18 protein-coding genes are annotated in these 23,289 nt (G+C 66.7%); 5 read left to right on the top strand and 13 right to left on the bottom strand.

Annotated elements, in window-relative coordinates:
• Nucleotides 1-66: 66 nt before the first annotated feature.
• From QUV25_RS14415 to QUV25_RS14405, 3 genes are read right to left on the bottom strand one after another with little or no spacing between them, the layout of a single operon-like run.
• Nucleotides 67-471: a hypothetical protein gene (locus tag QUV25_RS14415; protein ID WP_300864954.1), complete on the bottom strand. Its 405-nt coding sequence runs from the start codon at nt 469-471 to the stop codon at nt 67-69.
• Nucleotides 468-2,597 carry a hypothetical protein gene (locus QUV25_RS14410; protein ID WP_300864953.1) on the bottom strand — a complete coding sequence of 710 codons (2,130 nt, stop codon included), beginning with the start codon at nt 2,595-2,597 and terminating at the stop codon, nt 468-470. The genes QUV25_RS14415 and QUV25_RS14410 overlap by 4 nt, the downstream gene beginning before the upstream one ends.
• Entirely contained in the window at nt 2,594-5,551 is a 2,958-nt protein-coding gene (locus tag QUV25_RS14405; protein ID WP_300864952.1) for a cation-transporting P-type ATPase, read from the bottom strand. Before QUV25_RS14405 ends, QUV25_RS14410 begins: the two co-directional genes overlap by 4 nt.
• A 92-nt stretch (nt 5,552-5,643) precedes the next feature.
• On the opposite strand from QUV25_RS14405, the gene QUV25_RS14400 reads away from it, so the two are divergent.
• Entirely contained in the window at nt 5,644-6,678 is a 1,035-nt protein-coding gene (locus tag QUV25_RS14400; RefSeq protein ID WP_300864951.1) for a magnesium transporter, read from the top strand.
• Between the two features lie 274 nt (nt 6,679-6,952).
• Nucleotides 6,953-7,780: a GNAT family N-acyltransferase gene (locus QUV25_RS14395; protein ID WP_300864949.1), complete on the top strand. Its 828-nt coding sequence runs from the start codon at nt 6,953-6,955 to the stop codon at nt 7,778-7,780.
• Here the strand turns inward: QUV25_RS14395 and QUV25_RS14390 are convergent.
• Nucleotides 7,767-7,910, bottom strand: a complete 144-nt coding sequence (locus QUV25_RS14390) for a hypothetical protein (RefSeq protein ID WP_300864947.1) — start codon at nt 7,908-7,910, stop codon at nt 7,767-7,769. The genes QUV25_RS14395 and QUV25_RS14390 overlap by 14 nt on opposite strands.
• A gap of 91 nt (nt 7,911-8,001) precedes the next feature.
• Between QUV25_RS14390 and QUV25_RS14385 the strand changes: the two genes are divergently transcribed.
• Genes QUV25_RS14385 through QUV25_RS14375 form a run of 3 tightly spaced genes read left to right on the top strand, consistent with a single transcriptional unit; the run spans nt 8,002 to nt 10,474 of the window.
• Entirely contained in the window at nt 8,002-9,048 is a 1,047-nt protein-coding gene (locus tag QUV25_RS14385; RefSeq protein ID WP_300864946.1) for a M14 family zinc carboxypeptidase, read from the top strand.
• Complete coding sequence (locus QUV25_RS14380; RefSeq protein ID WP_300864945.1) at nt 9,045-9,830, top strand: alpha/beta hydrolase; 786 nt, start codon at nt 9,045-9,047, stop codon at nt 9,828-9,830. Before QUV25_RS14385 ends, QUV25_RS14380 begins: the two co-directional genes overlap by 4 nt.
• Nucleotides 9,827-10,474 carry a hemolysin III family protein gene (locus QUV25_RS14375; protein ID WP_300864944.1) on the top strand — a complete coding sequence of 216 codons (648 nt, stop codon included), beginning with the start codon at nt 9,827-9,829 and terminating at the stop codon, nt 10,472-10,474. The genes QUV25_RS14380 and QUV25_RS14375 overlap by 4 nt, the downstream gene beginning before the upstream one ends.
• A 143-nt stretch (nt 10,475-10,617) precedes the next feature.
• Here QUV25_RS14375 and QUV25_RS14370 read toward each other — a convergent pair whose 3' ends face one another.
• From QUV25_RS14370 to QUV25_RS14330, 9 genes are all read right to left on the bottom strand, one after another.
• The gene (locus QUV25_RS14370) at nt 10,618-10,881 is read right to left on the bottom strand and encodes a LysR family transcriptional regulator (protein ID WP_300864942.1); all 264 of its coding nucleotides are present in this window, start codon (nt 10,879-10,881) and stop codon (nt 10,618-10,620) included.
• A gap of 582 nt (nt 10,882-11,463) precedes the next feature.
• Nucleotides 11,464-12,000: an N-acetyltransferase gene (locus QUV25_RS14365; protein WP_291008959.1), complete on the bottom strand. Its 537-nt coding sequence runs from the start codon at nt 11,998-12,000 to the stop codon at nt 11,464-11,466.
• Between the two features lie 446 nt (nt 12,001-12,446).
• Nucleotides 12,447-14,039: a Na/Pi symporter gene (locus tag QUV25_RS14360; RefSeq protein WP_300864940.1), complete on the bottom strand. Its 1,593-nt coding sequence runs from the start codon at nt 14,037-14,039 to the stop codon at nt 12,447-12,449.
• On the bottom strand, nt 14,036-15,406 hold the full coding sequence (locus QUV25_RS14355) for a DASS family sodium-coupled anion symporter (RefSeq protein WP_300864939.1): 1,371 nt from the start codon (nt 15,404-15,406) through the stop codon (nt 14,036-14,038). Before QUV25_RS14355 ends, QUV25_RS14360 begins: the two co-directional genes overlap by 4 nt.
• Nucleotides 15,407-15,524: 118 nt before the next feature.
• A complete protein-coding gene (locus QUV25_RS14350) occupies nt 15,525-16,412 on the bottom strand; it encodes a universal stress protein (protein ID WP_300864938.1) in 888 nt (295 codons plus the stop codon).
• Nucleotides 16,409-18,082 (bottom strand): cation:proton antiporter family protein, encoded by a 1,674-nt coding sequence (locus QUV25_RS14345; protein ID WP_300864936.1) that lies wholly within the window; start codon nt 18,080-18,082, stop codon nt 16,409-16,411. The genes QUV25_RS14350 and QUV25_RS14345 overlap by 4 nt, the downstream gene beginning before the upstream one ends.
• A gap of 7 nt (nt 18,083-18,089) precedes the next feature.
• Entirely contained in the window at nt 18,090-20,834 is a 2,745-nt protein-coding gene (locus QUV25_RS14340; RefSeq protein ID WP_300864934.1) for a cation-transporting P-type ATPase, read from the bottom strand.
• 184 nt (nt 20,835-21,018) lie between these two features.
• The gene (locus QUV25_RS14335; RefSeq protein ID WP_300864932.1) at nt 21,019-21,732 is read right to left on the bottom strand and encodes a YebC/PmpR family DNA-binding transcriptional regulator; all 714 of its coding nucleotides are present in this window, start codon (nt 21,730-21,732) and stop codon (nt 21,019-21,021) included.
• Between the two features lie 188 nt (nt 21,733-21,920).
• On the bottom strand, nt 21,921-23,153 hold the full coding sequence (locus QUV25_RS14330) for a saccharopine dehydrogenase NADP-binding domain-containing protein (RefSeq protein WP_300864930.1): 1,233 nt from the start codon (nt 23,151-23,153) through the stop codon (nt 21,921-21,923).
• Between the last annotated feature and the right edge of the window lie 136 nt (nt 23,154-23,289).

Raw genomic sequence — 23,289 nt, 5'->3', positions numbered from 1 at the left:
CACCGTCCTCACCCACATGTGTCAGTGCCGTTGTCAGGTCAGGAACCACGGCTGCGCCGCCGCCCTTCAGGCCTGGTCTGGGGGCAGATCCGCAGCGTTCACTGTCGCTGACTTTCGGGGTGTGATTGCTTTGCGCGAACGGCTTGTCCGTTTGTGCGTTGCCTTGCCCGGCATGGTCTCCGGTGCTGCCGTGGCTGCACTCGTGGCGGCACGTTCGAAGTCAGCTGCATCGACCTCGGCGAGCGCTTCCTCGCGCGCTTCAGCCCACAGGTCTTCGACATGTTCGCGGGCCTGCGCGGCCAACAGCGTCGCGCGTTCCATGCTGCGGGCTAAGCCGCGCACCGTACGACGCAGGACTGCGGGGTCGCGCGCCACCGCAACGCCAGCGGCAAAACCGAGCAGCGCCGTGGCAGCGACGCCCACGATGCCCAGTGCGAGCACGCCCGGGCGGGCCACATCTTCGATCTTCATGAGGAATCACTCCTTTGGGTTACGGATCTGGCGGCTCGACGCCGCCGGGGGATCTTCGCAGGTTGCCGCAACGCAGCGAAGGGTTCTTGATGCAGTGCTTCGAGCGATTCAACACGCAGGCTGTCCAGCAAGAGCAGCAGAGCGAAGGCATGGTGCACCAGCGAGGTACCGATCGGCGGCAGCCAGCGCAGGGCGGCGGCTGTCATCAGCGCCGCATTGACAGCCGTCGCCGTGCCCTGATGCAAGCGCAGCCGCCGATGCACGCGTTGAGCCAAACGACGAGCCACCACCAAGCTGGTCAGCGGGTCGCCAAGCAGCACACCGTGCGAGCCGGCATCGGCGTCGGTCGGGGTCAGGCTCAGGCTACCGGGCGGCACCAGATCGCGCAGCACGGTATGCACCATGACGAGCGGTGAGCCGTCACGTGCGACGTCGGCGAGCCAGTCGGCACGAGTGCCTGCCTCGTCGATGACAAGTTCCAGCCCTTGCTGGCCTCTCCAGGCGGCTGGGCCAGCCTCCCCGCCGCACCCCCCATCGCCCTCCACGAATATGGCGACGCGATCAAAGCCCAGCGCCGCGAGTTCGTTCAAGCGGTCGAGCGCCGAAGGGCGCAATGCACTCACGAGAACGACCTGAGCGACCACCCGCCCGGCGGCCACCACCAACAACTCGCGGCGCATGGGTCCGGTAACAGTGAAAGGGGTCTCGGTACCAGGTGGCCGCCCCCAGACCTTCTGCAATCGATCCCGGCTGGCCAGATGCACCTCGTGTTCGTCGACACGCAGCACGGCACCGTGGCGGACCCACAGACGCACCACACGGTCGGGGAAACTCGCGCTTCCCAGCACCTCGGGCGGCATGGCGGCCAGCGCGGCCAGCCAGCTGCGCACCCGTTCAGCGTCGCCGCCTGCCTCGGTGTTCACGGCCTCGATGGTCCAACGACCGCTGGACAGCACGCCAGTGTCCTGTAGCACCAGCGTGCTCGCCGTGGCCAGGCGTTCGATGGTTTCAAGCCCAGCGGTCAGCAAGCCGTGGCGTGCCAGTGCGTACAGCGCGGCTTCGCGAGCCAGAGGCAAGGCCAGGTCCAGCCCCTGCTGAGGGTCGGCCTGCAGCATCGCCGCCGAGCGTGCGGTGTCGCCTGTGAGGCCGAATACCAGGGCCGATGCGGTCAGCGGCAGGGACAGCAGCCGCTCGATGCCTGGTGCCAGGCGGCCCGCCGGTTCGTGTGAACTGACGGCGTGTCGCACCTGGGCTCGCAGGCGTTCCAGCCGCGACGCCGCCGCGTCGGCCTCGGCACGCAGTTCGAGCGTGCCTTTGTGCAAGCGCTCGCCAGATGCCACATGGTCACCAAGGCTCACCAGGCGCGGCTGGCCCCGCTGCGCCGCTGGGACGAGAACGGCCGAGCCCTGGACTACGCAGCCGTCCACAGGCACCACGTCGCCGCGAAACAGGCGCACGCGGTCACCCGCGCGCAGCGAGCGCAAGGGCAAGAATGACCAGTCTCCGCCGTCCTCAGGATCACGCAACGCGGTGTACTGCGCTGCTGCGGTCGGCAGCAGGTGGTCGAGCAGGTCGTCCGCCTGGCGCACCAAACGTCCGGAGAGGCGCTCGGACAGCATGCGCAGCAGCACCGAAGTCGAGACGACAAGGGGCTGGCCGCTGAGGGCCAGCGATGCCAGCGACGTAGCATCGAGCAGCACGGCGGCCGGGTCATTGCGCATTCGATCGGCCTGGGTCAGCACGCGCGTCACCACTGCGCCGAGCGCCGCGCCGCGGCGCCAGTCTTGCGGCAGCACCGGCACAGCCACTGCCAGCACGGCCGGCGTCCACGCAGCCGTCTCGGTGGCCAGTCGGTGTGACCGAGGTCGTGGCCGCTTTGGTTTGTGCAAGGAGGTCCGGGCGCTATCTTGTTCTGGTGGGGTACGCAGGCGGGCCAACACGGCGGCCCGGGTTTCGGGAAGGCCGTCGTGCTGCACGACGACGCAGCGCAGCGTGGCATTGATGCGCACGGACTGCACGCCGAGCAGTGGCACCAGGTTGGCGCCGAGCGTGTCCAGGTCGACGCCCGGCGCCACACCCAGCCGCAGTCTGCGCGCGGTCTCGTGCAGGATTTCACCGCCGCTCATTGCTCGCGCTCCTTCAGAAGTTCGCGTGTGAGTAGCGGCAGCATCGCGGTGGCCGCGACCACGACGGCGTCGATCGGACCTATGGGGGTCGTTCGCAGGATGCGCCGCGCGAACGGCAGCAGCACGGTGCCTGCTTGGGCCGCCAGTGTCCAGCCGACGGCACGGCCCAACATCGGATTCGGCTGCAGACCACCACTGCGCAGGGGCCGCGGCGAGCGCATCGCGAGCGCGTAGAGCAATTGCGACGAGGTCAGCGTCATGAAGGCGAGTGTGCGCGCCTGCGGCCCGGCCCCATAGCGGGCGAGCCCGTAGCCGAAGCTGGTCAGCGAGGCCAGCGTCATCGCGCCTGCATCCGTGGCCACAGCGCCCCACTCGCTGCGGTCAAGCAATCCACCGCGAAGCGAAACCGGCGGACGCTGCAGGATGCCCGGCTCGGCCGGCTCCAGGCCGAGTGCGATCGCTGGCCAGATGTCGGTTGCAATGTTGGTCCACAGCAGGGCCAGAGGGTCATACGGGTCGGGCAGCCCTGCTGCCACCGCGATGGTCGTGGCCGCCAGTTCGCTGAGGTTGGTCGCCACCAGATAGCGCACCGACTTCTTGATGTTGAGAAACGCGGTGCGCCCCTGCTCGATGGCCACCAGCATCGCGGCCGGGTGGTCGTCGCGCAGCACGAGGTCGGACATCGCATGGGCGAAGTCGGTGCCGGTGACGCCCATCGCGACGCCGACATCTGCGGTCTTCAGCGCTGGTCCATCGTTGATGCCGTCGCCAGTCATCGCCACCACATGGCCACGTTGCTGCAAGGCCCTTACGATCTCCAGCTTCATCGCAGGGCTGGTGCGTGCGAAGCCACTGGAGTGCTCGGCCTGGTCGGCAATCAGCGCTGCCGACTCGGGCAGTTTCGCTGCATCGACTATCGGCTGCAAGCCGTCCAGACCGATGCGATCGGCCACAGCCTGGGCTGTGCCCATCTGGTCGCCGGTGATCATCAGCGGGCGGATGCCAGCATCCTTGAAACGTCGAACCATCTGCGGCAGATCAGGCCGCAGCGGATCGGCAAGCCCTGCCAGCCCGAGCCAGGACAGTCCGACCGTCTCACCGTAGGCCTGGTCCGGTTGCTGCCGAATAGCCAGCGCCAGTACCCGCTCACCGCGCGCGGCCATCCGGTCATTCAGCTGAAGCAGGTGGCGCCGCTGCGCAGGTTTCAAGGACCGCATGCGGTGCCCGTCAAACCAGGCGTCACAGCGCGCGAGAACTTCTTCCGGTCGCCCCTTCACAGTCACCAACAGGCCACGTTCGGCTGAGGCATGCAGAGTCACCATGTACGGGTGGTGCTCGGAACGATGGCGCACGCCCAGGGTCGGATGGCAGCGGCGCAGTTGGTCCACATCCGCACCCTGGGCTGCTGCAAACTCGAGCAGCGCGACCTCGGTCGACGAGCCTTGCCAGGCGCCTGCCGTATCACCATTCGGTCGCTCGACCGTGTTGCACAGCGCGGCCACGCGCACCCAATGCTCGGGCAAGGCAGGCGGCGACGGCGTGTCGCCGAGGACAATCAGGTCCAGTCCCAGCGTCAGGGACGCCACGCTCATGCGGTTCTGCGTCAGCGTGCCGGTCTTGTCGAAGCAGACGGTGTCGACCGCGCCGAGGTTTTCGATGGCGTCGAGACGGCGGGCGTAGATCTGGCGCTGCTGCAGCGAACGGATGCTGGAAGCCAGCAGGCTGGTGGCAACGGTTGGTAGACCTTCGGGGATGGCAGCCACGCCAAGCGACACCGCCGTGCGGAGCAGCGGCAGAAGCGGCCGGCCGCGCAGCGCTCCGATCGCGAACACGCCGACGCACAGCGCGGCCGCTCCGATCGCCAGGCGCCGCCCGAGGCCGTCTAGTTCCTGCTGCAGTTGCGTGTGCGGCGCCTCGGAGCCCTGCGCGAGCTGACGGATGCGACCGAGCGCGGCGTGTTCGGCCGTGGCCACCACCACCGCGCGGCCGGCACCGCCCGACACCACCGTGCCCATGAAGATCATGTTGCGGCGCTCCCCCAGCGGCGTATCTTCTGGCAAGCACGCAACGGGTTCCTTGCGCACCGGCAGGCTCTCGCCAGTCAATGCCGCTTCGTTGGTCGCCAGTCGGTGCGCCTGGATGACACGGGCGTCGGCCGCCACAGGTTCGCCAGGCCTGAGCACAAGCACATCGCCCACGACCACGTCACGCGCATTGATCGTGACCGGTACGCCGTCGCGCAACACCGTCGTCTCGCGTGGACCGAGCTTGCGCAGACTGGACACCGTTTCTTCAGCGCGCCGCTCGGTAACGAAGCCCAGCGCGGCGTTGGCGGCAAGCACGGTGCCGATGGCCCCTGCGTCGACGAACGCGCGCGTGGCCAAGGCCAGTCCGGCCGAGCCGCTAAGCAGCGCGACCGGTACCGACCTGAACTGGCCGAGCAGGATCTCCGACGTGCTGCGGCCGGTGATGTCACGGATTTCGTTGGGACCGTTGCGGGTCAGACGCTGCTCGGCTTGCGCGCTTGACAAACCCTTCTCTAGATCGATTTGTCCATCGTCTCCGAGATCCTCCAGCAGCCGCGGCATTGGCGTGCTGTGGGTCGCATCGGTCCAAGTGGCAACAGCCATACCGGCGGCAATCGATGGCTTCGGCGGCCGCAAGCGCCGCATAGCCGCACGCTGCCCAGGAACAATCGGCGATGGGGCTGGCGGTGCTGCGCCCAGTTGCGCCTCGACAGTCACCGACAACCATTCAAACCAGAAGGCCTCGGGACGCTCAGGCGACAACAGGACACGAACCGAACCGGTGTCGAGCCGAATCTCGATGGCGTCGGCGCTGGCAGCTGCCAATCTGGCGGCCAACGCAGCGTTGCGCAGCAGACCACGCACCCGGAAAGTGGTCCGGCGTCCGTTGCGTGAAGTGAGGACAACCTGACGTGCGAGAACGGACATGGATTTGACAAAGCTAGTCGAAGAACATGACAAAACCGTGACATCACTGGCGGTGCCTTCTGACCAAGACGCGCCTTCCGATAAATCCGATAATGCAGCAGCGCAGAGCACCCGCAACCAAGAACGGCTGCGCTGTTGATCGGAATCAATTGCCGCACCGCCACAAGTCGCGTCGCGAGACCTCCTCCGACCACCTCAGTCCTCACGCCATGCTGGCCAGCCCCAGCGAAACGGCCGAGGCGGTCGTCGCACGCATTCGCCACCACCGAAGCACTGCATGGGACCTGGTGTGCGTGATCGACGGCGACGAACGCCTGCTTGGCACGCTGACGGCTGCCGAGCTGATTGCACTGCCAGGGACCACCGCGCTCGGTCAGGTGGCGCGACGCGATCGTGTCAGCGTCCTGCCGGGAGCCGACCAGGAAAAAATGGCGTCGATCGCCTTGCATCACGGCGTAGTCGCAATGCCGGTGGTTGCCGAAGACGGTCGCCTTGTCGGGGTGGTTGGCCCGGCCAAGCTGATGAACATCCTGCGACGCGAACACGTTGAGGACCTGCACCGCCTAGCCGGCATCACGCGCGAATCCGACCAGGCGCGCGAGGCGATTGAAGAGCCGCCGTTGCGCCGGGTGCGTCACCGGTTGCCCTGGCTCGTCGTCGGCCTTGGCGGAAGCATGGTGGCGACTTTTGTTGTCGCACGTTTCGAAGCGGCCCTCACGGTCAAGCCGGCGCTGGCGTTCTTCGTGCCGGGTCTGGTCTATCTGGCTGACGCCATCGGAACGCAGAGTGAGGCCGTGGCGGTGCGCGGTCTGTCGCTCAGCCATGTCGGTTTGGCGAGACTTCTTGGCGGGGAGTTGCGGACCGGTGCCCTGATTGGGTTGGTGCTCGCGCTGCTCGCGTTTCCAATGGTCTGGCTGGTGTTCGGCGAGTTCCGCCTGGCCGCTGCCGTGACGCTGGCGTTGGCGGGGGCCAGCATGCTGGCTTCGGTCCTCGGTCTTCTGCTGCCCTGGTTGCTCGCCCGCTTCGGGTCCGACCCAGCCTATGGAAGCGGGCCTCTGGCGACGATCATGCAGGATGTTTTAAGCCTTCTCATCTACTTCGCCTGCGTCTCGGTGATAGTCCTTTGAGCGCCTCATGTGCATGCGCTTTTCTAGAGCCGATTTATTCCGAGACATCGGGTCAACATACAGCGATCTGAACTGAGTGGATTGCGGCCGACGCACATGGTTATGCTTCGAATAGGTCGTCATCCTCGTCACTTTCACGTTGCTGGCGGTCTGGTCTGCGTTCAGGAGACCCGATTGAAAAGGCACTGTCGCCATCCGCGCACCAGCACGCGATGTCACAACATTGCCGCGATGCCGTCACGACACTGTCAATTGACTGGAACAGCATCCGGGCATGGATCGAAACTATTTTTTCGCCACGCCCACTGCCGAAAGAAGCGGACATTTCGCAACACCTGCGGGGCTCCCTCCGCCGACGGCACGGCCTGCTGCGCTCGAGGTTGTTTGGGCCCGGCATGCCGATGAGGTGGAGCAGGCACAGCGACTGCGCTTCCAGGTTTTTGCCCAGGAGATGGGCGCGCGTCTGTCGCCACCGAAGGGGACGCCAGCAGGTCTCGATGTTGACCGCTTCGACGCCGCATGTGAACATCTGATCGTTCGCACGATAAGAACTGCGGACACTGCCTCCCAGGTGGTCGGCACCTACAGGGTGCTGACGCCGGCCGCTTCGCGGCTGACTGGCGGTCTCTACAGCGAGTCCGAGTTCAATCTTCAGCGCCTTGATTCGCTACGCCCACGCATGGCCGAACTCGGTCGATCATGCACCGCGCCTGCCTGGCGACAGGGTGGCGTGATCCTGCTGCTGTGGGCTTCACTGGCTGAGTTCATGCAACGCAGTCGGCTCGATCTGATGATCGGCTGCGCCAGTGTGCCGATGCTTGACGGCGGCCACTTCGCTGCAAGTCTGTGGAACCAGTTGCGCCAGAACCACTTGGCCGCAGCTGAGCGCACGGTGCAGCCACTGCTGGCCCTGCCGGTCGATGACCTAGACGGCGAGCGCAATGTTGAGCCGCCACCGCTGATCAAGGGCTATCTCAAGTGCGGTGCGAAGGTCCTCGGCGCGCCAGCCTGGGACCCCGATTTCGGAGTCGCTGACCTGCCGATGATGATGGACCTTAGGGATCTACCTGCTGCCTATCGCAGGCGCTTCATGGGCGGGTGATCGTGCGCCGCCAACCCGCCAGACGATCGTGCGCTCGTGACCGTGACAGTGCCAGCCATTCGATCACGCCATACGCTGCTGCAGCGATGATGAAGATCAAGGCAGTCAAGGTGATTGGCTTGGACGTCATGATTGCTCCCAATGGTGACCGTGGTCGACTGCCGGAAGTTTGCGATTGAGATATGACGTGTTGATGGCAGATCGCGGATACGCCGCAAGCCATGAACGATGACCCAGGTCCTGAGTCGGCTCGCCTGCCCGAGCTCGACGAACTGCTGCAACTCGTCGACGAAGGTGGCAAGTACCTGTGCTGCCGCACGCTTTGCCAGGTGACCACCGGTGAGCGCAGCTTCGACGTCCATGCGATCTCGCTTGGAAATCCTGACCCAGCGCTGCCTGCTGTCGGCTTCTTCGGGGGCGTTCACGGTCTTGAGCGCATTGGCGCCGAGGTCGTGCTGGCCTGCCTGCGCAGCTTGGTGCGCCGTCTGCGCTGGGACACCAGCTTGCACCAGATCCTCGAAGGCCTTCGTGTCGTGCTGGTTCCGCTCGTCAACCCCGGCGGGCTTTGGCGCGGCACGCGTGCCAATCCTCAGGGTGTCGATCTGATGCGCAACGCGCCTGTTGAGTGCACTGAAGGTGCCGCATTCCTGCTCGGCGGGCAGCGGCTGAGCGCGGGCCTACCCTGGTACCGGGGTGGGGTCGGACATCCCATGCAGCCAGAAGCTCAGGCGCTGTGTGACTTCGTCGCCGCCGAGTTGCTGGTGCGCGATTTCTCAGTGAGTATTGACTGCCATTCGGGCTTCGGCCTTGCCGATCGCTTGTGGTTCCCACACGCACACACGATTAGCCCAATCGAACACCTGCCCGAAATGCATGCGCTGAGCCGCTTGCTGGACGACAGCCTTCTGCATCACCGCTACCTGTTCGAACCACAGAGTCGACAATACCTCGCCCATGGCGACCTTTGGGATCACCTCTACCTTCGCGCGGCAGCGCAGCCGCAGCGCACCTTCCTGCCGCTGACGCTGGAGATGGGATCCTGGCTGTGGGTCAAGAAGAACCCGCGCCAGCTCTTCTCGCGGCTCGGCATCTTCAACCCGTTGATCGGTCACCGCCAGCAACGTGTGCTGCGCCGCCACGTCGCTCTGCTGGACTTCGCGATGCGCGCAGCGTACAGCTACCGCCGCTGGCTGCCCGGCGGTGACTCCCGAGATGAGCAGCGCGCCTGCGCCCTTGCCCACTGGTACTCACCGCAGGCAAGCCAATGACCACCTGGGTTCTGCTGCGCGGTCTGACGCGCGAAGCAGCGCACTGGGGTGAATTCCCCGCGCTGCTGGCGCAGGCCATGCCCGGCTCCCACATCGTCGCCATCGACCTGCCGGGTGCGGGCAGCTTGTGGCGCGAGACCTGTCCCCCGCGAGTCGAGGCGATGGTCGAATCTTGTCGCCGTCAGTTACATGAAAAAGCGCTGATGCCGCCATATGCACTGCTCGGGCTTTCGCTTGGCGGCATGGTCGCTGCTGCCTGGGCATCGGCCTGGCCTGGCGAGCTGTCAGCCTGTGTTCTGGTCAACACCAGTATGCGACCGTTCAGTCCGGCGCGCCACCGACTGCGGCCATCCCGGCTACCGACCTTGCTCCGGCTGCTGGTCCCTGGGGACGCACGGTCTGCCGAGCAGACTGTGCTGCACCTGACTAGCAATTTCCCCGAGCAGCATGCGGCTGTCATCGACTCGTGGACTGCTATCCGCCAGCTGCGGCCGGTGACCGCAGCGAATGCCATGCGCCAGTTGCTGGCGGCGGCGCGCTACCGCCACCCGGGGCCCTGGCCCTCGGTGCCCTTGCTGGTGGCCTTCAGCACGCGCGATGCGCTGGTCGATGCCATCTGCTCACGTGAACTGGCCAGGCGCTGGAGCGCCGCGCAGATTAACCATCCGTTGGCAGGTCACGATCTGCCGCTGGACGCCGGACCTTGGCTCGCTTCCCACCTTGCCGACTGGAGCGCGCGCATTCTGGCAGCCGACACGCAAGCCCGACCTCCAGCCCCGTGAACGTTCCACAAGCCCGCCAACAAAGCCCCGCCGAGGAAGTCGCCAACAGCGTCAGTCACGGCATCGGCTTCCTGCTGGCCGTCGCGGCACTGCCGATCCTCGTGCACAGCTCCCTGCAGCAAGCCAGCGGCGCGCTGCACACCCTATCGGTCGCCGTCTTCGCAGCAACGATGATGCTGCTGTACCTGTCATCGGCTCTGTTTCATGGTCTGCCGCCGGGGCGCAGCAAGCTGTTCTTCGAGAAAGTCGATCACGCAGCCATCTACCTTTTCATCGCCGGCAGCTACACGCCGTTTGCAGCGCCAGCGTTGCAAGGCTTGCAGGCCTGGCTGATGTTCGCCCTGGTCTGGACCCTGGCCGTCCTGGGCGTGGTGTACAGCCTGTCGAAGCGGGTTGAGCGACCGCTGCTGTCGACAGGTTTGTATGTCGCCTTGGGATGGATGGTGCTGCTGGCAGCACTGCCGTGGATCGGACAGGTCTCAACAACAGGCGTCACGCTGCTGCTGGCAGGCGGCGTTGCCTACACGCTTGGCGCTGCGCTGTTCCTTCTCAGCTCACGGCTGCGCTTCGCGCATCTGGTGTGGCATCTGTTTGTCATGGCAGGCAGCGGACTGCATTTTTTTGCGACGCTGTCGCAGGCCTGATCGACCAAGCAAATGTCGAGCTTGGCGTCCCACCCCGCCCTGGGTTGAACCTCAAAACTGCCGTGAAACTGGTGTTGCTAACCATCGCGGGCCGTTGGCGAGGTCTTGGCCTGCAGCCCGTACGTGGTGAGCTCAGGGCCACCTCACCCGCCAAACCTAATACTGCAAGCCCAGCCAGGTCGTTGGCTTGCTGTGTTGGTGGTGGCGCCGCGGCTCTTCGCCAGAATGCGCGTCAGTTCACTGGCACCTCCTTCCACCTGGCGTGCGGCCTCGGCAATGGCCAGCCCGGTAAAGGTGGGTGTAACGGCACGGCCGGTGCGCTTGAACAAGGGCACGCCAAGCTGCAGCTCGAGCTCGGCTATATGTCGCGAGAGCGTGAGCTGCTGCGCCTGCAGGCGCCGCGCCACGCCCATCAGGCGTAGCCCAGCGCTACAACGTCGGCTGGCTCATGCCCTAGCGTGTCCTCTGACAGATCTCCTGGCGGTGGTATTGGCGCCCCATCGCAATCTGCCAGGGGCTGGAGTGAGGCAAATGCAGCCGTTCAGGCCATCCACATTGAATGATCGCTGATCAGCCTTCAGCGGTCAGCGCGCCCTCGTGACCTGCATCGAAATCAGCCACCCGTGGAGATCGCAACGGCCCTCGTACCCCAATCACTCCTGCGCATCTTCCGCGCTCGGCCGATCAAATCCGATGCGGTCTGAGGGTTGAGCGTATCGGCTCAAAGTCTCGTCCAGGGTCTGCCCTAAGCCCAGCGCCCAAAGAACCGTGAAATAAGCTCCTACTGGGGTACTCGAGCGACCGAGCTCGATGGCCTTGAGTGCACTGCGGCTAACCCCGTCCTAGTCTCCAAGTCAGCGAGCGAAATGTTTTTGCATGTTCGCACTGTCCGAATGTGTTGGCCAAGAACGACCAGACGATCAGCGACAAGCGCAGAGGGTACAAAGGCACTCACGGCATTGGCCTCTCATCTCTGTAGACGCGAACCATCACCAGAGCCTTGGATCGTCGAAGCCGGCGACGCAGGACGCGGGGGCTTTGAGCGGCGTCAGGGGGGCCTCCTGTAGCGACTGGCCCAGCCAGCCCTCGGGATGCTGCAAGCTGTGAGGTGCGGGGATGGTGCCCTCGGCCACAGGCACGAAGCCGACGCGTCTGTAGAAGGCAGGGTCGCCATAGGTCACCGCTATGTCGACGCCCTCGCTGCGCAGCAGGTCCAGGCCGTGGGTGATCAGCGCCTGCCCAATGCCCTCGCCCTGGCGATCCGTTGCCACGGCCACAGGCGCAAGCATGAAGGCCGTGCGGGGGTCGTCGAAGACAAGGCGTGTGAACAGGATCGCGCCGACCAGCGCGCCGCCGTCCCACGCGGTGAAGACGCGCAACGCGTCGGGCGGCGTCTCGGCCATCAAGCGGCGGGCGAGATCCCCGATCAGGGTCCCTTCCTCAGCCCCTTCCGATGCCGTGAAGGTCGCCTTGAACATCGCTGCGATGGTCTCGGAGTGCGGCCTCAAATTCGAAGAAAAGTCCATGTTTCGATCCTCTATGGCGCCAGACAGGCACAAGGCCGTCGCATCACTAACGTCTCGTAGCCAAATTGTCCGCGCCCGGCTTGTGGCATGGCAATCTCATCGCGCAGACCGTCGGGCACCCGGTCTCGGAGGTCCAGCAGTCATGTGGAGCGCAGCCGTTCCAATCACCGGTGATGAAGGCTGCTGTCGTTCAGGCTACGGCCGCGAGTGACTCTGACCAGCCTTCACCCGATATTGCCCGCGGTCGAGCGAACTGTTGCTCCTGGCCGCCAGCCTAAATGCGAGGTGGCGCGAGTGAGCTGACTTTCGCTGCGCTGGATGGCCTGCCAAGGGAAACGGATAGGGGCAGGTTGTCTTCTCGACCAGGGAACTCCTGCGATCACCCGGGATGCGGCAGTTGGACCAGCCAACAAAGGCGGATATCCAGGCCGTTGCACGGTCCCGCTTCAGTCTGCCTGCAGCCCTTGCAACCGAGTGCGCGCCTTGACCGCCTGCTGCAAAGCCCGGCGCAGCGCGCTGTACCGTTCGAGCGCGGCCTCCATCTCCACCATGGGCAGGTGTCCCGCCGCGGCAGCGGCCAGCACCGCAGCCTTGAGCTGCTGGTAGGCCTCTTCCATCGCTGCCGGATCCAGCGCCACTGGCGGCGCTCCGGGCGTTGGCGGCTGCTCGTGTGCGGCCAGCAACTGCCGCGCAGCAGACACCAGGCGCTGGTGGGCTTGCAGCGGCTGAGGGTCGGTGATGGCATAGGGTGGCAGCGGCGCCGCTGCCAGTGCCAGTTCGGCGCAGGTGGCGTAGTACCGCTGCACACGCAACAGCTCGGCCAGGCGTTCGGCAGCCAGGCCCGACAGCGCCGAGCGGCCGATGCGCTCGACGAAGGTTTCCACCGCCGCGTCCAGCTGCTTGATGACGATCTGAGCCTTGCCCAGGTCGGCGGGCGAGCTGCCCTCCAGCACCGCACCCACCTGGCGCACACACAGCTGGCCGAAGCGCGTGACTTCCTGAGTCAGTGCGTCCAGCGCCAGCGTGGGCACGGCCAGCACGTTGTCGTCCAGGAAGCGGGGCCTGGCCTCGTCTTCCTCGCGCGCCCGGAAGCGCTGCTGCAGCCAGCGCGTGAGACGGTCGGCCAGTGGCCACATGAGCAGCACGCCCAGGATGTTGAAGGTGGTGTGGAACAGCGCCAGTTTAGTGGCCGGATCGGGCGGCAGGCTCAGCGCCTCGCCCGCGCTGGTCAGGGCGCCGATGAGCCAGGGCAGCAGCAGCAGCGCCACCGCGCCTGTGAGCAGGTTGAACACCACGTGCGCAGCGGCGGTGCGGCGGGCGTTGGGTGTGGCGCCGATGCCGGCCAGGGCGGTGGTCACGGCGCTGCCGATGTTGGCGCCGATCACCACCGCAGCGGCGCCTTGAGGCCCGATCAGTCCGCTCTGGGCCGCCGTGAGGGTGATGGTCAGGGCCGCGCTGGACGACTGCATCAGCACCGTCATCAGCAGACCAATGCCCAGCTGGGCCAGCACCGACAGCGCGTCCGTGCCCTGCGGCAGGCTGATCTCGGCGGCCAGGCCCACAAAGGCCTGCTGGAGCAGGCCGATGCCCATGAACAGAAGACCAAAGCCCGCCAGGGCGGTGCCCATGGCGCCACGCCGCTGGTGTTCGCCGGTCAGGCGCATCACCGCGCCTAGTCCCACCAGCGGCAGCGCCAGCACCTCCACCTTGAACTTCAGGCCCACCAGGGCCACGATCCAGCCGGTCATCGAGGTGCCGACATTCGCCCCGAACACCACCCACACCGCCGGTGCCAGCCCCAGCAGCCCGGCGTTGACGAAACCGATGGCGGCGATGCCGACCGCGGTGGACGACTGCACCATGGCCGTGACCAGGACACCCGTACCCAGTGCGTGCCATCGCGTGCGGGTGGCCTTGGTCAGGATGTTGTGCAGGGCTGGACCTGCCACCAGTTTGAGCCCGTCGGTCATCATGCCCATGCCGATCAGGAACAGGCCCAGACCACCGGCCAGCAAGCCCAGCGAGGTCCAGAGGTTCATTGGGACATCCAGACGGTGGCGGCCAGGGTGATGGCAGCGATAAAGACCAGGTTGAGCACGAAGCCGCAGCGCATCATGGTGGCCTGCGGCACTTGGTCGGTGGCGTACACGATGGCGTTGGGTGGCGTGGCCACCGGCAGCATGAAGGCGCACGAGGCCGACACCGCAATGGCCACGGCCAGTGGCGCGCCCGGCAGACCCAGTGACTGGGCCACGCCGAGAAAGATGGGAATCAGCAGGGCGGCGCTGGCGGTGTTGCTCACCAGTTCGGTGAGGAAGACGACAAACGCCACCACACCGAGCACCAGCCAGAACGTGGAGGCGCCCTGCAAGGCGTCCACCAGCGCGGTGGCGAGAAAGCCGCTGGCGCCGCTGACCTGCATGACTTGGCTCAGCGCCAGGCCGCCGCCGAACAACAGCAACACGCCCCAGTGCGTCTGATGCTCGATGGCCTCCCAGCTCAGTGTGCGGCTGGCCACCAGGGCCGCGACGGCGGCCAGTGCCACCCAGCTGTCCATGTCGGCGGTGATGCCCAGTGCGCTGCCCAGCGGCGCGGCGCCGATCCAGCCTGCGGCGGTGAGCGCGAAGATCAGCAGCGTGAGGCGCCGCGCTGGCGTCCACTGAAACGGTGCCGAAGCCGTCAGCGCGATGCGTCCGCCCAGGCGGGGCCGCAGCACCCCGTACAGCACGGCCACCATCACCGGCAACAGGAGCATCACCAGCGGGATGCCGAACCCCATCCATTCGGCAAAGCTGATCCCGGCCTGGGCCGCCGCGATGGCGTTGGGCGGACTGCCCACCAGTGTGCCGATGCCGCCGATGCTGGCGCTGTAGGCCACGCCCAGCAACACGAACACCCGTTCGCGGGGACCAGTGTCATCGCCGTCACCCGCCGGGCCAGGGCTGCTCAGCAGGCCCAGCGCCATCGGCAGCACCATGGCCGCGGTGGCGGTGTTGCTGATCCACATGGACAGCAGGGCGGTGAGGCCGAACAGCAGCGCCACCGCCAGCGCCCGCCGCCCGTCGGCCAGGCGCAGCACGGCCTGGGCCAGGGCGCGGTCCAGGCCGTGCTGCTGCAAGGCCGCGGTCAGCGCAAAACCGCCGAGAAACAGGAAAATGATCGGGTGCGCGAACGCGCTCAGGGCGGTGCGCAGATCCATCAACCCGGCGCCAGCCGCCAGCAGCGGCACCAGCAGGGCGGTCACGCTCAGATGCAGGGCCTGGGTCATCCACAGCCCGCCGATCAGCGTGAACAAAGCCAGGCCAGCCCGCAAGGCGTCGGTCCCGGGCGCCATCTCGTGGACCCCGGCGGCAAGTGCCAAGCAGGCCAGTGCGCGCAGCAGGGGACCGGGTGCGCTCAGCGGCATGGGCAGGTCTCCACCGGAGCGCAGTGCGCCAACCCAGGATGCTTTGGTCCCGGCTTTGCCGGGCCGCACCGCATCGCCCCATTGAGGGGGTCGCGCGCAGCGCGGCGGGGGTGTTCCTTCATCTCGCTGTCGACACCAGCACGTCGACGCTGCCTTCGGCCAGCACGTGTTTGGTCACGCTGCCAAGCAGCAGATCCTCCGTGGCGGAACGGCCGTGTTTGCCCAGCACCACCAGATCGCAATCGCGTTCCTGTTCCTGCTCAACGATGCGCTGCGAGGCCTCCCCTTCGACCACACAGGCCTCCCACCTGCCCGGCAACAGGGCAGCCTGGGCAGCGAGAGCGTTCACGCGTTGTGTGGCGTCGGCGCGCGCCTGCACCCGGTAGTGCTCGATGGTGGCTTCGTCCACGCCGGCGTAGCGCAGCTTGTCCCCGAACGGCACCTCGTAGGCGGTGAACAGCACACAGTGGGCTTGTGGTGCCACGCGCTGGGCGACCGCTACTGCCTGGGCCGACCAGGGTGAAAAGTCCAGCGCGACCAGCACCCGCCGGTAGGGCTCGTGCGGCGTCTGGCGCACCACCAGCACGGGGCGGGTGGTGCGACGCAGCAGGCGCTCCGAGGTGGAGCCCAGCACCAGCCGGCGCATGAAGCCAGCGCCCCGCGCGCCCACCACCAACAAGGCTGCGTCGAGCGCATCGGCTTCGCGGCGGATTTCCTCCAGCACCGAGCCATTGGTTTGTACCGGCTTCGCAGTGATGCCTCGCGCAGTGCCGACGGCGTCCACCAGCTGCTGCAACTGCTGGCGATTGGCTTGAGCCAACTGGCTCTCGGAAGCATGGCCTGTGCCGAGCCAGCGGCGCAGTTCGGCCAAGACCTCTCCGGGCATCACATGCATCACGCTCAGCGGGCTGCCGGTTTCGTGCGCTAGGTGGGCTGCGCGATCCACAGCGTGCCGCGCCGGGCCAGAAAAATCGGTGGTGGCAAGGATGGGTCCCCAGGCGGTCATGGCGTTGGCTCCTTGGTGCGGATGGTTTTCGCGAGGTGTTCGGCGGCGAAGTCGGCGGCATCGTCGAACGGGTTGAGGATCTGGCGCACACCGGCCTCGCGCAGGGCGCGCCCGTGGGCGGCATCGCGCACCGCGGCCACCACCTCACCCTCGAAGCGCGCCACTTTCAGCGCGTGAAGCAACGCTCGGTTCGACTCCCATTGCGGAAACGTGGTCACCACCCAGCGCAATCGGGAAAGGGGCAGTGACTCCAGGAAGTCGGGGTCCTCGCCGTCACCGAACTGCACCGGCAGCTGCTGCGCCTGCAACGCACGCACCGCCTCGGGGTCGAAGTCCACTCCGATGGTCTGCACACCGGCGCTGCGCAGTTGCTGCAGCAGCCGGCTGCCGTAGCGTCCCAGACCGAACACGATCACCTCGGCTGGGGCCTGGTCGGCCGGCGCCTGCTCTGCCGCCTGCTCGCGGAAGGGCTGCTGGCGCTCGAACCATCCCAGCCAGGGTGCCAGGCGTTCGTAGAGCGGCTGCGAATACAGGATCATGTAGGTCGACAGCGTGATGGTGATCACCCCGACCAGGGTGGTCAGGCCCAGCGCCTGCGGTCCCACATGGCCGAGCGTGATGCCCATGGCCATGAACACGATGGAGAACTCGCTGATCTGCGCCACCGTGAGCCCGGCCATGAAACCGGTTCGCTTGCGGTAGCCCATGGTGCCCATGATGGCCATCACGATCAGCGGGTTGCCGATCAGCACGAACAGCGACAGCAGCACCGCAGGACCCACCTCGGCGCCCAGGGTGGAGAAGTCGAGTTGGGCCCCGAGGTCGATGAAGAAGAACAGCAGCAGGAAGTCGCGGATACCGGTCAGGCGCGCGTTCATGGCTTCCCGGAACGGCGTGGACGCCAGCGAGAAGCCCGCCAGAAACGCGCCCGCTTCCTCGCTGAAGCCGGCCCAGTCGCCCAGCGCCGCCAGCGCCACGCCCCAGGCGATGGCGAACACCAGCAGCAGCTCCTGCGAGCGCGCCATCGAGGCCACCACCACCGGCAGCACCCAGCGCATCAGCACGAACATCGCCACCGCCGCCAGCGCCAGGCGCCACGACAGCGACAGCGCCACGTCGAGCAGCGTCGCTTCGCTGCCGTCGGCGCCGCCGGTGCCGCGCAGGGCGCTCATGGTCATCATGGCGACCACCACCGCCAGGTCCTGCACGATCAGGAAGCCCACCGCAATGCGCCCGTGCAGGCTGTCGAGTTCGCGTTTGTCTGACAGCAGCTTGACGATGATGATGGTGCTGGAGAAGGTGAGCGCCACGGCCACGTACAACGCCTCCACCCAGTCGCGGCCCAGCGCCATGACGATGCCGAAACCGATCACGATGGTGAACGTCAGCTGGCCCAGCCCCGTGGCCAGTGCCACCGGGCCGATGTGGCGGATGTGGTTCAGGTCCAGCTTCAGGCCCACCGCAAACAGCAACACCGCCACGCCCACCTGCGCCAGCAGGTCGATCTGGTCGTGTGCCGTGACCAGGCCCAGCACCGCCGGGCCCACCACCACGCCCACGAAGATGTAGGCGATCAGCACCGGCTGGCGCAGCCGCACGAACAGAGCGCCGATCAGGGCGCAGATCAGCAGCAGCATCGCGATCTCGCTGAACGTGTCCTGAGCGATCATCGGCGCGTCATCCGGTGACCACGCCCAGTCGGCGCAGCAGCAACTTTTCGAGTTCGAGAACGACCAGCACCGCCACTCCAATACCCACGATTGCGATGCCGGTGCGCAGCGTGAGCGCGGTGCTGGCGAACAGCCCCTGCATAAAGGGCGTGTAGGTGAACACCAGTTGAAGCGCGAACACCGCCGCCACGGCCAGCAGCACCCGCGGCGTGCCCTTCACTCCTTGCAGCGTGAAAGACGGTGCCTTGAGGTAGCGCACGCTGAACAGATAGAAGACCTCCATGGCCACCAGCGTATTGACTGCAACCGTGCGGGCTGTCTCCACGGATGCGCCGTGCCACAGCGCCCATTCGTACATGCCGAAGATGCCGGCCAGGAACAGCGTCGAGACGAAGCCGATGCGCCACAGCACGAAACGCGACAGCATCGGCTCGTCGGGCCGGCGTGGCGGGCGCCGCATGACGTCGACCTCGGTCGGCTCGAACGCGAGCACCAGCGCCAGCGCCACCGAGCTGACCATGTTGACCCACAGGATCTGCGCCGGTGAGATCGGCAGCGCGACGCCGATCAGCACCGCCAGCAGCAGCGACAGCGACTCACCACCGTTGATCGGCAGCAGGAAGGTGACGGTCTTCTTCAAGTTGTCGTAGACCGTTCGCCCTTCCTTCACCGCGTGCGCAATCGAAGCGAAGTTGTCGTCCCCGAGCACGATCGAGCCGGCCTGCTTGGCCGCCTCGGTTCCCTTGCGCCCCATGGCGATGCCAACGTCGGCCTGCTTGAGCGCCGGCGCGTCGTTGACGCCGTCGCCGGTCATCGCGACCACCTCGCCATTGGCCTGCATGGCCCGCACCAGGCGCAGCTTGTGCTCTGGGCTGGCGCGTGCAAACACGCGCGTGTCGCGCACCAGCTCGCGCAGCTGGGCGTCGTCGGCAGCCTCCAGCTCTGGCCCTGTGATGGCGTGCAGGCCTTCGCCGAGGCCGAGCTGTCCGGCAATGGCGCTGGCGGTCACGCCGTGATCGCCGGTGATCATCACGACCCGGATGCCCGCCGTGCGGCACTGTGCCACCGCCTCGATCGCCTCCTGGCGCGGCGGGTCGATGATGCCGACCAGACCGAGCAGCGTCAGCCCGGCGGCAACGTCTGCGTGGTCGAGATCCTCGGTGCCGGCGGGCAGGGCGCGGCGGGCCAGCGCCAGCACGCGACGTCCGGCTCGCGCTTGCGTCTCGACCGCAGCGTGCCAGTATTCGCCGTCCAGCCGCTCGATGGTGCCGTCGGCACCGAGCTGGTTGGCGCACATCGCCAGCACGCGTTCGGGTGCGCCCTTGACGAGGACGACGCGCGCCTCGTCGCGTGAGCCACCATCACCACGTTCCGATTGCAGCGTCGCCATGAAGCGGTGCTCGGACTCGAACGGAATCAGGTCCAGCCTTGGCCGATCGAACCGCATCTCGGCCGGGTGCATTCCAACCTTGCCGGCCAGTGTCTGCAGCGCGCCTTCGGTTGGGTCGCCGGAGAGCTGCCACTGACCGTCTCGCTCATGCAGCGCAGCATCGTTGCACAGCGCCGCCACCTCGGCCAGCGCGTGCAGCGCCGGCAGGCGAGCCTTGAGCGCTTCGGGCGCCACCACCTCGTCGTCGATGCGCAGCGCGCCCTCAGGCGCATAGCCGGCGCCTTCGACTGCAATCACGCCGTTGGCGCACACCACCTCCTGCACCGTCATCTCGTTGCGTGTCAGGGTGCCGGTTTTGTCCGAGCAGATCACCGTCACCGAGCCCAGCGTCTCGACCGCCGGCAGGCGGCGGATCACCGCATGGCGCGTGGCCATGCGCTGCACGCCGATCGCCAGCGTGATCGTCATGATCGCCGGCAACCCCTCGGGAATCGCCGCAACCGCGAGGCCGACGGCCGTCATGAACACTTCACCGGCCCCCATGCCGCGCACCAGCAGACCAAAGAGGAACAGCGCGGCCGCCGCGACCAGGATGACCAACGTCAGCGTGCGGCTGAACTCCCCCATCTTGCGCAGCAGCGGCGTCGTTCCGGTTTCGACCGACTCGATCATCTTGCCGATGCGGCCGATCTCGGTGGACGCACCGGTGGCCACCACCACCGCGCGCGCCTGACCCTGGGTGACCAGCGTGCCCGCATGGCCCAGGCACAGCCGGTCGCCGATCGGGGCATCAGCCGCCACCGGCGTGACCCCCTTTTCAACCGGCACCGACTCGCCCGTCAGCGCCGACTCGTCGATGCGCAGGTTGCGCGCCAGCAGCAGGCGCACATCGGCCGGCAGACTGTCTCCGGAGGCCAGCAGCACGATGTCGCCAGGCACCAGATCGGCAGCGTCGACCTCGCGCTGGTGCCCATCGCGCAGCACCACCGCGTGCGGCGACAGCAGGTGGCGGATCGCCTGCAGGGCCTTTTCGGCCTTTCCCTCCTGGACGAAGCCGATCACCGCGTTGAGGACGACCACGGCCATGATGACCGCCGTGTCGACCCAGTGGCCCATCAGCGCGGTGACCAGTGCCGCGGCCATCAGCACGTAGAGCAGCAGGTTGTTGAACTGGCGCAGCAGCCGTGCCAGCAAGCCTGGCGGCTCAACCTCAGCCAGCCGGTTCGGACCGTGGGTCTGGAGGCGAACGTCGGCCTCAGCCTGGGTCAGCCCGCCTGCCGACGCATGGGACAACGCCAGCACCGCTTCGGCAGACAGCGCGTGCCAAGGTGCAGGGGGTTGTTTGTCCGGGCTCGACCGCACGTTTCACACTCCAGTGGAAGGGGGCATTGATCACTCCGTTTCACTGTATCGGCATGGCGGCGAACGAGGCTGATGCGCATCAAGGTTGAGGCCGCTAGGGTCTTTTTTTTGCCGTCGTGGCTGGCGGCTGACGCTGTGGCATCGCCGACGCGGTGGACTTCAGCGCCTGTGGGCGCGCAGTGACCTACCCAGCCAGGCCCGCGTAAACGTGCTGCACGTCTTCGTTGGCGTCCAGCGCGGCCAGAAAGGCCTCGACCTCTTCGAGCTGCTCGGTCGTGAGGCTGGTCGAGTCCACCGGGTTTTTCGGGCGGTAGGCGAGCTGGGTCGCCAGCACGGTGAAGCCGTGCTGCGGCAGGGCGCGGCTGACCAGGTCAAGGTCGGCCGGGTCGGTGATGAAGCGGGTGCTGCCTTCGTCGTCGCCGGGCTCCAGGTCTTGTGCGCCGGCTTCAATCGCGGCCACCTCCGGGTCGGCTCCCGGTACGCTGGGCTCGGCCTCGATGTGGCCGACGTGGTCAAAATCCCAGGCCACCGAACCTGGGGCGCCTTGCTGCCCTTTGCGGAACAGCACGCGCATGTCGGAGGCGGCTCGGTTCACGTTGTCGGTCAGGCATTCCACCATCACCGGCACGCGGTGCGGCGCAAAACCCTCGTACATCACGGCGTCAAACTGCACCGTCTCGCCGGTCAGGCCCGCGCCTTTCTTGATCGCGCGGTCCAGCGTGTCCTTGGGCATCGACACCTTGCGCGCCTGCTCCACCACCAGGCGCAGCCGCGCGTTGGCAGCCGGGTCGGCGCCATGGCGCGCCGCGATCATGATGTCTTTGGCCAGCTTGCCGAACAGCCGCCCCTTGGCGTTGGCGGCGAGGTCTTTGTGCTTGGCTTTCCACTGCGCACCCATGCGGATTCTTTCGTTGTCGATCCGGGGCGAAGGCGCCGGAGAAGTCGGAAGGTGAGTTTAGAGCCTGTTCATCCCGTTCTTCATCTCAGAACAAAGGCTTGAACTGGCCCCAGTGGACGATGTTTGCCGCTGCGCGCGCGCCGCGAGGACTGGTGGCGTGTGGCCAGTGGTGTGGGCGAGTGCCAGCGCTACGCGGTCGCGGCGTTGATGGCGAAGCTGAGTCCTGCGCGGGCTTGCAGGCGGCTCGCCAGCGTGAGCCCCATGGCGGCACCAGGCGTCCACACGCCGCCCGGCGCCATCTGGTGGTCCACTTCCTGGATCAGGCACAGCGCGCTCTCGGTGATCAGCTTGCAGGTGGAGCCATAGCCCGGGTCGCGGTCGCCCTTGACGGTGGCGCTCAGTGTCTGTCCGCCCGCGGTCTGACCCACGAACAGCAGCTCATAGTGCCCGGTCTCGCGCTGATGCTGGTTGGGGCCTTCGCCCGGCTTGGGCAGGGCAAAGCGGCGAATCAGCGCGCGGGTCGGTCCGATGGCGAGCAACACGTTTTGAATCTTGGTGTTGCGCGCCATCTTTCTGGCGCGCTGCTCACCCTTGCTGCCTTTGCCGGTGAGCATGCGCTCGCTGTAGACAAAGTCGGTGCCCCAGGGGTGGCCGCGCAGGGCGTGGGTGCGGTGCACGTTTTTGGTGTTGATCGGCGCCATCACGAACGGCGCCGTCCAGGCCTTGGCCAACTCGTCGTACTCGGCCACGCCATCGTTGGGCTGGCGCGGGCCTTTGAAGCCAGGCACGAGCGCGTAGGGGTTCCCCAGCGTCTTGATGAGCGAGCGGTCTCGACCGACGGCCTCCATGGTGGCCAGCAGGCTGGCGGCGGTGCCGCCGGAAAACGTGCCCTTCATGGTCTTGACCCGGCCATGCACCCGCACCAGCGGCTCGCCCAGGCGCTTCATCGCTTCGTGCTGGAGGAAGACCACGCCGAGGTCAAACGGAATCGAATCAAAGCCGCAGGAAAACACAATGCGCGCGCCGCTGGCGGCTGCGGGTTTTTGCAGCTGTGGGATCTTTTCTGCCATCCACCCGGGTTCGCCGCACAGGTCCACGTAGTCGGTGCCGGCGTCTGCGCAGGCACCGACCAGTTGATTGCCGTGCAGCTGGTACGGCCCTACCGTGGTGATGACCACCCGGGTCTGGGCAACCAGTTTTTTCAGCGCTGCTGTGTCGCTGGCGTCGGCCACCAGCAGGGGCAGGTCTTCGCTGATCCCGAGCTCGTCGCGCACCCGCCGCAGCTTGTCCAGGCTTCGCCCGGCCATGGCCCATTTCACGTCGCGGCCAACGCCGTAGGTGGTGTTCAGGTACTCGGCGACGAGCCGACCGGTGAAGCCGGTGGCGCCGAAGACAATCAGGTCATGGGTTTTTGGGTTCATGTTTTCATCCTCGCACATGCGTCGCCCGCGCGGTAGGCACGTGACCCTGCGAACGCGGCGTGTTGTCAGACGCGGGACAGCGCCCATTTATTTTCGCCAAGCAATTGCTTGCTGAAAATAGACTGGCCTGCTATTG

It is taken from the genome of Hydrogenophaga sp. (assembly GCF_030373245.1).
Taxonomy (GTDB): Bacteria; Pseudomonadota; Gammaproteobacteria; order Burkholderiales; family Burkholderiaceae_C; genus Hydrogenophaga.
Note: the sequence above shows the minus strand (reverse complement) of the source record. Positions and strands in the feature narration are given on the sequence as shown.

Excerpts from the sequence above, each read along its gene's own strand:
- QUV25_RS14380 (WP_300864945.1), top strand. The coding sequence starts at position 9,045 with ATGACCACCTGGGTTCTGCTGCGCGGTCTGACGCGCGAAGCAGCGCAC.
- QUV25_RS14410 (WP_300864953.1), bottom strand. The coding sequence starts at position 2,597 with ATGAGCGGCGGTGAAATCCTGCACGAGACCGCGCGCAGACTGCGGCTG.
- QUV25_RS14365 (WP_291008959.1), bottom strand. The coding sequence starts at position 12,000 with ATGGACTTTTCTTCGAATTTGAGGCCGCACTCCGAGACCATCGCAGCG.
- QUV25_RS14385 (WP_300864946.1), top strand. The coding sequence starts at position 8,002 with ATGAACGATGACCCAGGTCCTGAGTCGGCTCGCCTGCCCGAGCTCGAC.
- QUV25_RS14395 (WP_300864949.1), top strand. The coding sequence starts at position 6,953 with ATGGATCGAAACTATTTTTTCGCCACGCCCACTGCCGAAAGAAGCGGA.
- QUV25_RS14360 (WP_300864940.1), bottom strand. The coding sequence starts at position 14,039 with ATGAACCTCTGGACCTCGCTGGGCTTGCTGGCCGGTGGTCTGGGCCTG.
- QUV25_RS14335 (WP_300864932.1), bottom strand. The coding sequence starts at position 21,732 with ATGGGTGCGCAGTGGAAAGCCAAGCACAAAGACCTCGCCGCCAACGCC.
- QUV25_RS14415 (WP_300864954.1), bottom strand. The coding sequence starts at position 471 with ATGAAGATCGAAGATGTGGCCCGCCCGGGCGTGCTCGCACTGGGCATC.
- QUV25_RS14345 (WP_300864936.1), bottom strand. The coding sequence starts at position 18,082 with ATGATCGCTCAGGACACGTTCAGCGAGATCGCGATGCTGCTGCTGATC.
- QUV25_RS14355 (WP_300864939.1), bottom strand. The coding sequence starts at position 15,406 with ATGCCGCTGAGCGCACCCGGTCCCCTGCTGCGCGCACTGGCCTGCTTG.
- QUV25_RS14330 (WP_300864930.1), bottom strand. The coding sequence starts at position 23,153 with ATGAACCCAAAAACCCATGACCTGATTGTCTTCGGCGCCACCGGCTTC.
- QUV25_RS14405 (WP_300864952.1), bottom strand. The coding sequence starts at position 5,551 with ATGTCCGTTCTCGCACGTCAGGTTGTCCTCACTTCACGCAACGGACGC.
- QUV25_RS14390 (WP_300864947.1), bottom strand. The coding sequence starts at position 7,910 with ATGACGTCCAAGCCAATCACCTTGACTGCCTTGATCTTCATCATCGCT.
- QUV25_RS14400 (WP_300864951.1), top strand. The coding sequence starts at position 5,644 with ATGCAGCAGCGCAGAGCACCCGCAACCAAGAACGGCTGCGCTGTTGAT.
- QUV25_RS14350 (WP_300864938.1), bottom strand. The coding sequence starts at position 16,412 with ATGACCGCCTGGGGACCCATCCTTGCCACCACCGATTTTTCTGGCCCG.